This is a genomic window from Sphingopyxis alaskensis RB2256, assembly GCF_000013985.1.
GTDB lineage: Bacteria > Pseudomonadota > Alphaproteobacteria > Sphingomonadales > Sphingomonadaceae > Sphingopyxis > Sphingopyxis alaskensis.
This window is the reverse complement of record NC_008048.1, coordinates 612,869-626,786: the sequence shown is the minus strand read 5'-3', so window position 1 is coordinate 626,786 and position 13,918 is coordinate 612,869. Positions and strand designations below refer to the sequence as shown.

General features: G+C 66.4%; 13 protein-coding genes. 4 read left to right on the top strand and 9 right to left on the bottom strand.

Translation table 11 applies throughout. The features are described from left to right. Position 1: 1 nt before the first annotated feature. Positions 2-1,114 (top strand): ATP phosphoribosyltransferase regulatory subunit, encoded by a 1,113-nt coding sequence (locus tag SALA_RS03095; protein ID WP_011540926.1) that lies wholly within the window; start codon positions 2-4, stop codon positions 1,112-1,114. On the opposite strand, the gene SALA_RS03090 is transcribed toward SALA_RS03095, so the two are convergent. From SALA_RS03090 to rimP, 6 genes are read right to left on the bottom strand one after another with little or no spacing between them, the layout of a single operon-like run. Continuing rightward, positions 1,078-1,488 carry a DOPA 4,5-dioxygenase family protein gene (locus SALA_RS03090; protein ID WP_049754702.1) on the bottom strand — a complete coding sequence of 137 codons (411 nt, stop codon included), beginning with the start codon at positions 1,486-1,488 and terminating at the stop codon, positions 1,078-1,080. The two genes, SALA_RS03095 and SALA_RS03090, sit on opposite strands and share 37 nt — an antisense overlap. Before the next feature lie 49 nt (positions 1,489-1,537). Beyond that, complete coding sequence (rbfA, locus tag SALA_RS03085) at positions 1,538-1,948, bottom strand: 30S ribosome-binding factor RbfA (protein WP_011540924.1); 411 nt, start codon at positions 1,946-1,948, stop codon at positions 1,538-1,540. 52 nt (positions 1,949-2,000) lie between these two features. Then, positions 2,001-4,538, bottom strand: a complete 2,538-nt coding sequence (gene infB / locus SALA_RS03080) for a translation initiation factor IF-2 (protein ID WP_011540923.1) — start codon at positions 4,536-4,538, stop codon at positions 2,001-2,003. 17 nt (positions 4,539-4,555) lie between these two features. Next, the gene (locus SALA_RS03075) at positions 4,556-5,314 is read right to left on the bottom strand and encodes a DUF448 domain-containing protein (RefSeq protein WP_011540922.1); all 759 of its coding nucleotides are present in this window, start codon (positions 5,312-5,314) and stop codon (positions 4,556-4,558) included. Further along, complete coding sequence (nusA, locus tag SALA_RS03070; protein ID WP_011540921.1) at positions 5,295-6,941, bottom strand: transcription termination factor NusA; 1,647 nt, start codon at positions 6,939-6,941, stop codon at positions 5,295-5,297. The genes SALA_RS03075 and nusA overlap by 20 nt, the downstream gene beginning before the upstream one ends. Continuing rightward, on the bottom strand, positions 6,941-7,486 hold the full coding sequence (gene rimP, locus SALA_RS03065; RefSeq protein ID WP_011540920.1) for a ribosome maturation protein RimP: 546 nt from the start codon (positions 7,484-7,486) through the stop codon (positions 6,941-6,943). The genes nusA and rimP overlap by 1 nt, the downstream gene beginning before the upstream one ends. A gap of 211 nt (positions 7,487-7,697) precedes the next feature. On the opposite strand from rimP, the gene SALA_RS03060 reads away from it, so the two are divergent. From SALA_RS03060 to SALA_RS03050, 3 genes are all read left to right on the top strand, one after another. Continuing rightward, complete coding sequence (locus SALA_RS03060; RefSeq protein ID WP_011540919.1) at positions 7,698-8,213, top strand: hypothetical protein; 516 nt, start codon at positions 7,698-7,700, stop codon at positions 8,211-8,213. A 180-nt stretch (positions 8,214-8,393) separates the two neighbouring features. Then, positions 8,394-9,524, top strand: coding sequence for a cell wall hydrolase (locus SALA_RS03055; protein WP_011540918.1), 1,131 nt, complete (start codon positions 8,394-8,396; stop codon positions 9,522-9,524). A gap of 38 nt (positions 9,525-9,562) precedes the next feature. Beyond that, positions 9,563-9,955, top strand: a complete 393-nt coding sequence (locus SALA_RS03050; protein WP_011540917.1) for a VOC family protein — start codon at positions 9,563-9,565, stop codon at positions 9,953-9,955. 395 nt (positions 9,956-10,350) lie between these two features. On the opposite strand, the gene SALA_RS03045 is transcribed toward SALA_RS03050, so the two are convergent. From SALA_RS03045 to SALA_RS03035, 3 genes are all read right to left on the bottom strand, one after another. Further along, positions 10,351-12,060 carry an ATP-binding protein gene (locus SALA_RS03045; protein WP_011540916.1) on the bottom strand — a complete coding sequence of 570 codons (1,710 nt, stop codon included), beginning with the start codon at positions 12,058-12,060 and terminating at the stop codon, positions 10,351-10,353. Positions 12,061-12,147: 87 nt separating this feature from the next. Further along, a complete protein-coding gene (locus tag SALA_RS03040) occupies positions 12,148-12,921 on the bottom strand; it encodes a TIGR02186 family protein (RefSeq protein ID WP_011540915.1) in 774 nt (257 codons plus the stop codon). Beyond that, on the bottom strand, positions 12,918-13,826 hold the full coding sequence (locus SALA_RS03035) for a sulfite exporter TauE/SafE family protein (RefSeq protein ID WP_041383032.1): 909 nt from the start codon (positions 13,824-13,826) through the stop codon (positions 12,918-12,920). Before SALA_RS03035 ends, SALA_RS03040 begins: the two co-directional genes overlap by 4 nt. Positions 13,827-13,918 lie beyond the last annotated feature (92 nt).

The window sequence follows — 13,918 nt, the reverse complement described above, 5'->3', positions numbered from 1 at the left end:
CATGACCAAGGCCCCTGCCCTGCTGCCCGAAGGCCTCCGCGACCGCCTCCCCCGACAGGCCGAGGCCGCGTCGCGCGTCACCCGCGCGCTGGTCGATGCGATGCGCGCGCATGGCTATGGCCGCGTGTCGCCGCCGCTCGCCGAGTTTCGCGAGACGCTGGGCAGCGACGACGACCGCTCCGGCCGCGACCTGCTCCGCTTCACCGATCCGGTGTCGCAGCGCACGCTCGCGCTGCGCCCCGACATCACGCGACAGGTCGGGCGGATCGCGACCTCGCTGCTCGCGGCATCACCGCGGCCGCTGCGCCTTTGCTATGCCGGACAAGTCGTGAAGTTGCGCGCCAGCCAGCTTCGACCCGCACGCGAGATGTTACAGGTCGGCGCCGAGCTGATCGGCAGCGACAGCGTCGCCGCCGCGCGCGAAATTGTGACCGTCGCGATCGACGCGCTCGAAGCCGCGGGCATCGGTCCCGTCACCATCGACTTCACCCTGCCCGATGTCGTCGATCTGCTCGCGTTCGGACCGCTTCCGGTCACGGCCGACCTCCAGCAGCTCCGCGACGAACTCGATGCGAAGGACGCGGGCGCACTCGCGCGGATCGGCGCTGGCGCCTATCTGCCGCTGCTGCGCGCCACCGGCCCGTTCGACCGGGCGATCACCGACCTGCGCGCTTTCGACACCAGCGGCGTCCTCGGCGGACGCATCGACGCGCTGGAAGCCATCGCGGCGCCGATCCGCGACCGCGTCACGCTGACGCTCGATCCGACCGAGCGCCACGGCTTCGCCTATCAAAGCTGGTTCGGCTTCCAGATCTTCGTGCCCGGACAGGGCGACGCGGTCGGCCGCGGCGGCGCCTATGCGATCCCCGTCGGCGAGGCTGAGGAGGCTGCGGTCGGCTTTTCGCTCTATCCCGATCCGCTGATCGACGCCGGGCTGGGCGCCGAAGATATGGCCGAGCGCCGCATTTTCCTGCCGCTCGGTCACGATGCAGCGGTCGCGGCGAGCCTGCGCGCCGACGGCTGGCGTACCGTCGCTGCGCTCACCGACGCCGACGACGCAACGCGGCTCGGCTGCGCCTATGTGCTGGGGGCCGACGGTCCTGTCGAGGCCTGAAAGTCCGAAAGCCCGAAACGCGGGATCCCCTGATTGCCTCCCGGCGGATCGAGCACGGTCAGGTCGAGATCGACCGGTTCGCCGATCCATTGCGCCAGGCTGGTGTGGTCGGCCACATCGTCGTCGGTGAGCGGATGAACCAGCGCGCGCAGGCCCGTCGCCGCAATCGCCGCCACAACGGCATCGCGCGAGCGCGCGAGGAAATGCACCTCATATTGGGCGATCGGATGCGGCCCGGCGGCGCCGTCGGCCATCGCGCCGACGAACAGGATCGCGGAGTTGCGGCCGAAATCGTCGCGCAGTGCGGCGGCCGCGGACCTCTCGGCAGGATCATAATAGACATGGGCGTGATAGGGGGCGTCGGGGTCGGTCATGCACGCCGCCTTCGGGTCCATCGACCGGACAGGTCCGTTCGGGCAGGCTTCAACCCTGATCGCCTTCGTCGCCGCCTTCCAGATCGCGCGCCACCTTCGGATCGCGCAGCAGCCGGTCGATATGGCTGGCCTCGTCAAAGCTGTCGTCAGCGAGGAACTTCAGTTTCGCTGCATATTTCATCCGGATACGATGCGCGACCTCGCGCTGAAGATAGGCGGTGTTTGTCCGCATCGCTTTCAGCACCGCCTCCTCATCCTTGCCGAGCAGGGGCTTCACAAAGACCGTCGCGTGGCGAAGGTCGGGAGACATGCGCACCTCGGTCACGCTGACCGGATGCGTCGCGAGCACATCGTCGTGCACGTCGCCGCGCGCGAGGATTTCGCTCAGCACATGGCGCACCTGTTCGCCCACACGCAGCACGCGGACGGAGGGGCCTTCGGATTGTTCCTTGTGGCGCATCGGTCAATTCCTCCTGCACCCCCGCGCCGGCGGGGGTGCAGGGATGGTTCCACTACAGCGTGCGTTCGCGCAGCTCGACCTCGAAGACTTCGAGGTGATCGCCCGGCTTGATGTCGTTGGTATCGGCGAGCACGACACCGCATTCGAGACCCGCGCGCACTTCGGCGACATCGTCCTTGAAGCGGCGCAGCGAAGCGATCGTCGTTGCCGAGACAATGACGTCGTCGCGGGTAAGGCGCGCGTGGAGCCCCTTGCGGATCGAACCTTCGAGCACGAGCAGGCCTGCGGCCTTGTCGCGCTTGCCCGCCGGGAAGACGTCCTTGACCTCGGCGCGGCCGACGACATTCTCGATGCGTTCCGGACCCAGTTCGCCCGCCATCTCCTTCGCGACGTCGGCGGTCAGGTGATAGATGACGTCATAATATAGGAAGCGCACTTTTTCGCGGTTCGCGATCTCGCGCGCCTTGGCGTTCGGGCGGACGTTGAAGCCGATGATCGGCGCCCTGGTCGAGGCGGCGAGCGTCACGTCGCTCTCGGTGATCGCGCCGGCGCCCGCATGGAGCACCCGAACGCGGATCTCGTCGGTCGACAGCTTGTTGAGCGCGTTGACGATCGCCTCGACGCTGCCCTGTACATCGCCCTTGATGACCACCGGATATTCGATGACATTCGCCTTGTCGGCAAGCGCGGAGAACATGCCCTCGAGGCTGACCGGCGCCTGCGCGGTCCGCTTCTTGAGCGCCTGTTCCTGGCGATAGGCGGCAACTTCGCGCGCGCGCGCCTCATTCTCGACGACGATGAGCGTATCCCCCGCCATCGGCACCCCGCCAAGCCCGAGCACTTCGACCGGCATCGACGGCGTCGCCTGTTTGACCTGCTTGCCATGATCGTCGACGAGCGCGCGGACGCGGCCGCTTTCGGCGCCGCAGACGAAGATGTCGCCGACCTTCAAGGTACCACGGCGCACAAGGATCGTCGCGACCGGGCCGCGGCCCTTGTCGAGCTTCGCCTCGATCACCGTACCTTCGGCGGCACGGTCGGGGTTCGCCTTCAGCTCCATGATCTCGGCCTGCAGCGCGATCGCGTCGAGCAGCTTGTCGAGCCCGGTCTTTTTGAGCGCCGACACTTCGACATTCTGGACGTCGCCGCCCATTTCCTCGACCACCAGCTCATGTTCGAGCAGGCGTTCGCGGACGCGCTGCGGATTGGCGCCTTCCTTGTCGACCTTGTTGATCGCGACGATGATCGGCACGCCCGCCGCCTTCGCATGATTGATCGCCTCGATCGACTGCGGCTTCAGCCCATCGTCGGCCGCCACCACCAGGATGACGATGTCGGTGACGTTGGCGCCGCGCTGACGCATCTCGGTAAAGGCTTCGTGGCCCGGCGTATCGAGGAAGGTGATGACGCTGCCGTCCTTTGCCTTCACCTGATAGGCGCCGATATGCTGGGTGATGCCACCGGCCTCGCCCGCCTGCACATTCGCGCCGCGCAGCGCGTCGAGCAGGCTGGTCTTGCCGTGGTCGACATGGCCCATGATCGTGACCACCGGCGCGCGCGGTTTCAGCTGCGCGGCGTCGTCGACATCCTCGTCGTGGCGGATGTCGATATCGGCTTCGCTGACGCGCTTGATCTCGTGCCCGAATTCGGTGACGAGCAGTTCGGCGGTGTCCTGGTCGATCGTCTGGTTGACGGTGACAGGCATGCCCATCTTGAACAGCGCCTTGACCAGGTCGGCACCCTTTTCGGCCATGCGGTTGGCGAGTTCCTGCACGGTGATTGTGTCGGGCACGACGACTTCGCGGACCTGCTTTTCGCGCGGACCCGACGAGGTCATGTGCGAACGCTTTTCCTTTTCGCGGGCGCGCTTCAGCGCCGCAAGGCTGCGCGCACGCGCGCCTTCGTCCTCGTTGAGCGCACGGGTCACCGTCAGCTTGCCCGACTGACGGCGATTTTCACCACCGCGACTGGCCTTGGGCTCGGGACGCTTGGGTTCGGGACGCTTCAGCGCTTCGACCGGCGTGAAACGACGCGGCGCCGGGGCGGCGCTCGCCGTCGCGGGCCGCGCCGCCGTTTCGACCGGACCCTCGGCAGCAGGCGGCGCGTCGGCAGCAGTGGCGTCGGGAGCCGATGCCGCGGGCGTGGGCGCGGGTTCGGGCGCCTTGGTGGCCGCCTGTTCTTCACGCTTTTCAGCGCGCGCCCTTTCCTCCTCGGCGGCGCGGGCGCGTTCGGCCTCCTCGCGGCGGCGGTTTTCCTCAAGCGCCGCCATGCGGGCTTCCTCGGCTTCGCGGAGCAGTTGCGCCTGACGCTCCTGGCGCGTCATCAGGCTGTCGACCGCGGCCGGCTTCGGCGCCGCGGGCCTGGGTGCGGCGGGCGCAGGCGCCGGAGCGGGCGCGGCCTTCGCCTCTTCGACCTCGGGCGTCGGTGCGGCCTCGCCCGGCCGACCCAGCACACGGCGGCGCTTCACCTCGACGACCACCGTATTGCGGCGACCGTGACTGAATTGCTGCTGCACCTGTCCGGCCTCGACCGTCCGCTTCAGGCCCAGCGGCTTGCGGCTAAGGGTCGGCTTGTCCTGTTCGTCACTCATCGAAAACCATCATTCCTTCAAAACGCGCCCGAAACGGCGGAAGCCGCGGACGTATCCCCTGTTCCCGGCTCGCGGGAATCCGTATCCGAAACGCGATTGGCCGCGTCCCTACTCCATCCGGTGAAAAACTGCCAGCGGCTCAAGTGCGCCAGCACCCGGTCGGCGGCGCGGGCGTCGACAATCGCCAGATGCACCGCATTCTCGCGCCCCAATGCCATAGATAGGGTGCCGCGGTCTACCGGCAAGACCAGTCCTTCGCGGCCCGATCCTTCGTCATCCTCGCCGACGCGCCACGCCTGCGCCAGTTTCTTGCGACCGTCGTCACCCGCATCGCTCGCGTGGAGGAGCAGGCGAACCTGCCCGCGCCGCGCCGCCTGTTCGATCTTGTCGTTGCCGCTGATGAGCATTCCCGCTCGCGATTCGAGTCCCAGCCGGTCGAGCGTCGCGCGGGCCAGCTGCGCCTCGATCCGCGCGCCCAGATCGTCGGGGATCGTGAAGCCGCCTTCGTGCAGCGCGCGCGCGAGGCCCGCCTTGAGCTTGCCCTTGGCCTGCGCAGCTTCGAGGGTCACGCGGTCGACGCCGATCCACGCGCCGCGGCCAGGCGCCTTGCCGTGAACATCCGGCGCAATGCCGCCGTCGGGACCGAGCGCCAGACGCACGAGCCGCTCTACCGGCGAAACCTCACCGGTGACGACGCAGCGCCGCTCGGGCACATGGTGGCCGCGCCCCTTTGCGCGGTCGGTTTGGCTCAGTTGATCATTGCGCGGGGTCCGCATCGGCGGCCTCCCCGTTTTGCGGCTCCGCCGCGGGCGCGGTTGCCGGCTCGCTCGACTCCTCATCGTCGAACCAGTGCGCACGCGCCGCCATGATGATCTCGTTGCCCTGCTCTTCGCTCAGGCCATATTCGCCGAGCACGCCGCCCTTGTCCTCGGCGCGCTCGCTGCGCGCCGGGCCGCGGCGGTTGTCGGTTCGTTTCTTGGCGATCAGTTCGTCGGTCGCAAGGTCTGCAAGATCGTCGAGCGTCCTGATTCCGGCCTTGCCGAGCGTGACAAGCATCGCTTCGGTCAGGTGCGGGATGTCGGCGAGTGCATCCTCGACGCCCAGTTCGCGACGCTCGGCGCGCGCCGCCTCCTCGCGACGCTCCAGCCCCTCGGCAGCGCGACTCTGCAGTTCCTGCGCCAGTTCCTCGTCGAAACCCTCGATGCTTGCCAGTTCGTCGAGCGGCACATAGGCGACTTCCTCGAGCTCGCTGAAGCCTTCGGCGACGAGGAGCTGTGCCAGTGTTTCGTCGACGTCGAGTTCCTCCTGGAACATCGTCGAGCGTTCGACGAATTCGCGCTGCCGCTTCTCGCTCGCATCCGCCTCGGTCATGATATCGATCTGCTTGCCGGTCAGCTGGCTGGCAAGACGGACGTTCTGGCCGCGGCGACCGATGGCGAGGCTGAGCTGATCGTCGGGGACGACGACCTCGATGCGACCATCATCCTCGTCGATGACGACGCGCTGCACCGTGGCCGGCTGAAGCGCATTGACCACGAAGGTCGCCGTGTCCTCCGACCAGGGAATGATGTCGATCTTTTCGCCCTGCAATTCCTGAACGACCGCCTGAACGCGGCTGCCCTTCATGCCCACACAGGCGCCGACGGGGTCGATGCTGCTGTCATAGCTGATCACGCCGATCTTCGCCCGGCTGCCCGGATCGCGCGCGGCAGCCTTGATCTCGATGATGCCATCATAGATTTCGGGCACCTCCTGCGCGAACAGCTTTTTCATGAAGTCGGGATGCGCGCGCGAGAGGAAAATCTGCGGCCCGCGCGTTTCGCTGCGCACCGACAGGATCAGCGCGCGGACGCGGTCGCCGACGCGCATCAATTCGCGCGGGATTTGCTGGTCGCGGCGGATCACGCCCTCGGCGCGGCCCAGATTGACGACGATATGGCCGAACTCGACCGATTTCACGACGCCGGTGATAATCTCTCCGGCGCGATCCTTGAACTCCTGATACTGGCGTTCCCGGTCGGCTTCGCGAACCTTCTGGAAGATCACCTGCTTCGCCGACTGCGCGTCGATGCGGCCAAGGTCGACGGCGGGCAGCGGATCGACGATGAAGTCGCCGATCCTGGCGTCCTTCTGCAACTTTTGCCCGGCGGCGAGGTCGACCTGCTTGAAATAATCCTCGACCGTCTCGACCACTTCGACGACGCGCCACAGGCGCAGGTCGCCGGTCTGCGGGTCGAGCTTGGCGCGAATGTCGTTCTCGGCGCCATAGCGGGCGCGCGCGGCACGCTGGATCGCTTCCTCGATCGCCTCGATGACGATAGCCTTGTCGATCATCTTCTCGCTGGCGACGCTGTTGGCGATCGCGAGCAGTTCGGCCTTGTTGGCGGAAATGGCAGTGGCCATCAGTCCTGTCCTTCTTCTTCCATTTCGTCGGCGCCCTCGGCGGAGAGCGGAACGGTTGCGGCAATCAATTTGTCGGTGAGCACCAGCTTCGCCGTGTCGATCGCGCCGAACGGCAGCTTGTGCTCCACCCCTTCCTTATCCGAAATCGTCACGACATCGCCGTCGATGCCGACGAGCGTGCCGTTGAAGCGCTGGCGGCCGTCCAGCTTTTCCTTGAGCGCGATCTTCGCTTCGTGACCCGCCCAGTCGGCGAAGTCGGCGGGCCTCGTCAGCGGCCGGTCGATGCCGGGCGACGAAACCTCGAGCCGATAGGCGACGTCGATCGGATCCTGCCCCGCTTCCTCCAGCGCGTCGAGCCGGTCCGAGATGCGGCGCGACAGGTCGGCGCAATCATCGATCGTCAGCTGGCGCGTGTCGGGCCGCTCGGCCATCACCTGCAAGGTCGGGTCGCTGTCGCCGCCAAAGAAGGCGACGCGCACGAGCGCGAGGCCCATCGCCTCGGCTTCGGGCGCGATGATCGCATGGAGGGCGTCGAAATCGACCAAATCATATTCCTGGTTCGGACAACCGGAAAGCCATGCAGGAAAAGCCGCCGCGGCCCGCGGCCCCGACGTCCCAACTGGCTAACCATGTCAAGAAGTGAGGCGCATATAGGCCGATGCGCGGGAGTCGGCAAGGGGGAAAGCGGGGCGGACAAAATGGCGGACGGTTGCGCCATCAGCCACTTTGTTAACCGCTCTCCTTTAGTGTTGGGCCATGCGCCGGATCCTGTCATGCTCGATCGCCCTGGCCAGTTCCGCGACTGTGCTCTCGTCCTGCGCGGCGCTGCCCGAACCGCCCGAAAGCCTCGCTGCTTATTGGCACGCGAGGACCGATCCCCATGGCTATGTCGCGAGCATAGGCTATTTCACCCCGGCGCAAATGCGCGATGCCGACTGGGAGTTCAGGCGCATACAAAACGCCGCGGGATCGCTTTGTACCGGATATCGCTATGCGGTCCGGCGCGACGTGCAATGGTTCAAAACGCGGCCCGGCTCCCATGGCCGCTGCGCCCGCGTCATCTATAGTTTTCGGTGCATGGCAGAAGCCGACATAGGTAAGCCGATCCCGCCCGATGCGCTGGAAGCCACCCGTGCACACATCATGTCGCAGCCGGTGGAAAAGCCGCTCGAACCGGATTGCGGAGAAAAGGACTCAACCAAGATTCACCGCCCGCGCCCCCAGCCGGACGCGCCTGCCCACCCGGCCGGCGCAATGCCGCATCAGCAATGATCTCCCCGAAACGCGGCCCGCTACCTCGGTTCGGCGGGCGGCAACGCCATTACCGCCCGTTCCATGATCCACGCGGCGGACCAACGCACATGCCTCGCAACATTTTATAGGTGTTTCCGTGTATAGGTTGACCGGCCCGGCCTGTATCTCGCAGACGGATCGAGGAATGATGCCGCCGTTATGAAGCCCGAACTGACCCTGACCGCCCGCTCGACGTGGCGCGACCCGCCGCCCGAACGGTCGGCGGGGCCGGGGCGCGCTTTCTGGGCGGCGATCGGGGGCGTTTCGGTCGTCGCCTGCTTCGCCTTTCTGTTGTCGAGCGGGCAGTTTCGCGCGCCGTCGATCTTCGCCCCCTACAGCGTGTCGGTGCCGGTCGATTTCAGGCCCTATGACCCCGAACGCTGGGCGATCATGACCGCCGGGGATTATGAGGCGGCGCTGAAGATCGACCCCACGCTGCCCGACCCGCGCAGCATCGACTTTTCCGACGCCACCGCGCTGCCCCCCGCCGACCCCGCGGCGCTGCGCGAAGAGGCATTCGCCGGACCGCCTGCCAGGCCCTATGTCTTTCGCGGGCTGACCGCGCTCGATCGCGAACGCGCGCATTATTGCCTGACCGCCGCCATCTATTACGAGGCGGCGTCCGAAAGCGACGACGGGATGCGCGGCGTCGCGCAGACGATCATCAACCGCGTCCGCCATCCCAGCTTTCCGGGCACCGTGTGCGGCGTCGTTTTCCAGGGATCGCAGCGCGCCGGGGTGTGCCAGTTCACCTTTGCCTGCGACGGCGCGATGGCGCGCGCACCCGAACGGCGGAACTGGCTGCGCGCGAGCCGCGTGGCCTCGGCGGCGCTCGGCGGTCAGGTGTATGCCAAGGTGGGGCTGGCCACCCATTATCATACGCAGGCGATCTGGCCGCGCTGGGGCAAAAGCCTGGTGATGACCAACATCGTCGGCGCGCACATCTTTCACCGCTGGCGCGGGCGCTGGGGAATGCCCGACGCCTTTCGCGCACCCTATCTGGGCCGCGAACCAGTGCCGGGCCCCTATCTGCCGGTGGCCCAGCAGCTCGCGATCCTGAAGGGTCAGGGCATTGCGCCCGGTGCCGGCCCGCTTCCCGCACTGACTGGCGCCGCAGCACCGCTCCCCGATGCCGCGCCCGCGCCGCTGCTGCCCGGTGCGCTGGCCCCAGCACCCCCCGGCGCCCCGGCCGCCGCAGCGCCCGCCGCGCCGAGCTATACCGACCCCCGTCTCAACCAATCTGGACAGGTCCGCGAGGAGTTTTCAAAGAGCGGAGAGTGGAAACGCTGAGCCGATCAGTCTAGGCTGTCGCCTTTCAAAGGAGCGAGGTGGCCGTGGGACATGTCAAAGGAATCGGCGGGCTGTTTTTCCGCGCGCGCAATCCCGAGGCGCTGAACGCCTGGTATCGCGAAAGACTGGGTGTCGGCGCCGGGTGCAACGCCGACGACAGCGGCCCCGTCGACGAATGGTCGTGGACGACGGCCGGGGGGCCGCTCGTCTTTTCGGCGTTCAAGGCCGATACCGACTATTTTGCCGCCGACCGCCAGTTCATGATCAACCTGCGCGTCGACGACCTCGACGCCGTGCTTCAGCCGTTCCGCGAGGCGGGCGAGGAGATCATCACCAAGGATGAGTGGGACGATCCGGCGGTCGGCCGCTTTGCGCGGGTCCATGACCCCGAGGGCAATCCGATCGAATTGTGGGAGCCGCCCAGGAGCTGACGGCGCGGGCAGGCTGGAATGGCTGGGGACGAGCGGATGCGGCCATAACGGCATATGAAATCCGTTCGCATCGAGCGAAGTCGAGATGCCCGTCGGCGTGACACGGCGTCGATGTATGTCTCGACTTCGCTCGATGCGAACGGACAGAGGGGAAGGTCTGAAACCGGCCGGAAGTGGACATAGTGGCTCTCTCCCCTGAAGGGGAGAGATACGCAGGCTTGCCAGCTTGCTGGCTAGCCGGAGTTGAGAGGGGATTGACGGCGTCCCCCTCTCCAAGCTTCGCTAGCTCCCGGCGGAGCAAGCTGCGCTATCCTCTCCCCTGAAGGGGAGAGGGCTACGTCCGCTCCCCACTCCAAAACCGCCCTTCCGCGAACACAAAGCTGCAAACGGTGCGCCTACCGCCCCTGACTGCGCCAGCGTTTCACCACGCGCTCGACGATTTCGGCCTCGCCACCCGTTTCGCGCCACAGTTTCGAGAAGAGTGGATCGCTCGACGCCGGGCGTTTTTCCTCTTCGAGCGTGTCGAGGTAGACGCGGATCGGGATCGACACGCCCTCACCGCAGACGATGCACTCGCGATTGCGCAGCGCGGGGATCGAATCGATGAAGCCGCGCGCGCCTTCGGGCATCGCCGCTTTCACGAAATGCTGGTCTCGCTCGTTGTTGAGGCGCATCGCGATGATGGTGCCGCACTGCGACAGCACGCCTTCGGCAAGGTCCGACGGACGCTGGGTGATCAGACCCAGCGACACGCCATATTTGCGCCCTTCCTTGGCGATACGTTCCAGAATCTTGCGCACCGCCTGTCCCTGGCCGATGTCCTTCGAGGGGATGTAGCGGTGCGCTTCCTCGCACACGAGCAGGATCGGGCGCTGCGGTTCGCCGCGCGACCAGATCGCATAGTCGAAGGTCAGCCGCGACAGCACCGCGACGACAACCCCGGTAATGTCGCTGGGCACCCCCGACACGTCGATGATCGAAATCGGCCGCCCATCGGAGGGCAGGCGGAAAATCTTGCTGAGGAAGTTCGCCATCGTGTCGGCGACGAGCATGCCCGAAAACATGAAATTATAGCGCGGGTCGGCGCGCATTTCCTCGATCTTGCCCTTGATCCGCATAAAGGGGGCGCTGGAGGTCGCCTTGTCGAGCTTGCCCATTTCATTGGTCAGGATGCTGAGCAGGTCGGAGAGCAGATAGGGAATCGGCGAATCGACCGTGATCTTGGTCATCCCTTCGGCCAGCCGGTTCTTGATCCGCGCCTGGAGAAGGCAGCGCGCCAGCACGTCGCAGTCGGCCTGGCGGTCGCGCCCCTCGGCCGTGACGAACACCTCGCAATGTTCCTCGAAGTTCATCAGCCAATAGGGCATCGCCAGATTGTCGACGTCGAACAATGCGCCCGTGCCCTTGAACGCCGCCGAATATTCGCCGTGCGGGTCGATCATCACGATATGGCCCTGCGGCGCGAGTTCGCAGATCTTGTGGAGGATCAGCGCGGCGCTGGTCGACTTGCCGGTACCCGTCGATCCCAGCAGCGCGAAATGCTTGCCCAGCATCGCGTCGACATAGAGCGAACCGCGGACATCCTTGGTCGGGTGGACGGTGCCGATCTCGACATGTGCGCGCTCGTCGGCGGCGTAGATTTGCTTGAGATCGGCGCTGGTCGCCGCAAAGACCGGGCTTCCCGGAACGGGGTAGCGCGTCACGCCGCGACGGAAATTGTGGATGCGGCCGGTAATCTTTTCCTCTTCGCCTTCGCCGAGCAAGTCGATCGTCGCGAGGATCAATCCCTCGCCGCGTTCGTGCAACTGCTGGTCGCGGATGCTGGCGACGAGCCATATGTTGCCGACGCGGACCTTGACCTGCGCGCCGACCTGCCCCGCCATCGCGACCGTGGCATCGCCCGACGACGACAGTCTGGCGATTGTCGCGGCGTCGAGCAGGATGCGCGACGCCGAACCCGAGACATCGACAACCTCACCGATCAGCAACTCGTCGCGATGATGGGCGGTGCCCGGTGTCACCGGGGCCGCGACACCCCCGCCCGCCAGGCGCACATGTTGCACCGCCGTCGAATCCCCGGCGCCGAATCCGCCCTGCATGTCCATAAATCCTGCCCCCGCCTTTGTGGTCCCGCTTTCAGCTATCGCAGAGGAGGGTAAACAAAGCGCTTAGAGCGGCGTGCTCTATATGGTTCAGCGACGGCGGAAGACAGCCGAGGCGGCATAGCCCAGCCCAAGCGACATCAGCACCGCCGACAGGCCGTAAAGAAACCCGTGCTCTTCGGCCGCGCGCGCGACGAAGCGCTCGAAGCCCGTCTTGCGTATCTGGACATCACGCGAAGCGACCGCGAGCACGCGGCCGCGACTGATCAAATAGGTTTCGGCGCGATAGGTGCCCACCGGAACCCGCGCGGGAACCGGGATGCGCGCGCGATAGAGCACGCCTTCGGTAATCTCGACCGCCGAGGGATTTTCAACGAACAGCCCGGCGCGGCGATACAGGTCGATCAACCCCGCCTCGAAGCGTTCGAGCGTTTTCGCCTCCGAAAATCCCGTTGGCGACATCGACAGATTGGCAAGGCCGAGCTCGAAGATCGCTGCCGTGCGTTCGTCGACCAGCCTGTCGATCGGCCGCGACGAGCCGATGGCATAAAAGCTGGGCGCGGTGCGCAGGCGAATGCTTCTCGCGTTGACCCATATACCCGCAACGCGGCGCTTTTCGCGCAGCACGATCGGTCGTACCGGCCCCTTCAGCACGACGACGATGTCGGCACGGTCGTCGGGCAGCCGCTGATCAGGATAGAGGATCGCCCCGAACAGCAGCAGTTCCTCGCCGGTAAAGCTGTACTGGATGTCGATCGCGCGGCTCGACACGTCGGGGACCAGCCGTGGATCGGTCGCGCGAGCCGCCGTGAGCGGCAGCAGCGTCAGCGCGAGCCACAGGATCAAGGCGCGCACGCCGGTCATTGCACGGTATAGATTTCATCGGGGCGGATGAACAGATCGACCGCCATGCGCGCCGCGACGAGCAGGACGATGACCGCCAGCGCCATGCGCAGATATTCGGGTTTGACGCTCTGCGCAAAGCGCGCGCCGATCTGCGCGCCCGTCACGCTGCCGAGCAGCAGCAGGCCGGCGAGCACGATGTCGACCGCGCCGGTGGTCAGCGCATGGACCATCGTCGTTGCGATCGTCACGAACAATATCTGGAACAGCGAGGTGCCGACGACGACCTGCGTGCCCATGCCGAGCAGAAAGAGCATCGCGGGCACCATGATGAACCCGCCACCGACGCCGAGCAGCATCGTCAATATGCCCACCACCATCCCGAGGATCAGCGGCGCGAGCGGCGAGATATAGAGGCCCGAACGATAGAAGCGCCAGCGCAGCGGCAGATTGGCAACCATCGGATGATGCCGGCGCTTGCGCGCAGGCGCGGGAAGCCCGGCGCGCATATTCTGCAAGGCGGCCCACGCCTCGCGCGCCATGATGCTGCCGACCGAGCCGAGCAGCGCGACATAGAGCATGTTGATCACCGTATCGATCTGCCCCCAGGCGGTGAGCAGTTCGAACAGGCCCGCGCCGATCAGCGACCCCAGAAGGCCGCCGACGACGAGCACCGCACCCATGCGCAGGTCGACCCCGCCGCGTTCGAGATGCGCGAGCGCACCCGAAACGCTGGCGCCGGTCACCTGCGTCGCCGCCGATGCCGCTGCGACGGTCGGCGGAATGCCATAGAAGATGAGCAGCGGCGTCGTCAGAAAACCCCCGCCGACGCCGAACATGCCCGACAGGAACCCAACGCCGCCGCCGAGCAGAATGATGACCAATGCATTGACCGACAGGTTGGCGACTGGAAGGTAAAGATCCACGAAGGCCCCGAAACATGCGTCCGCAGCGCAAAACTGCACCGAGTCCGGTGACCCTAGAGCATTTTTTCGCGCCGGGGAATCGGCTGCGGTGG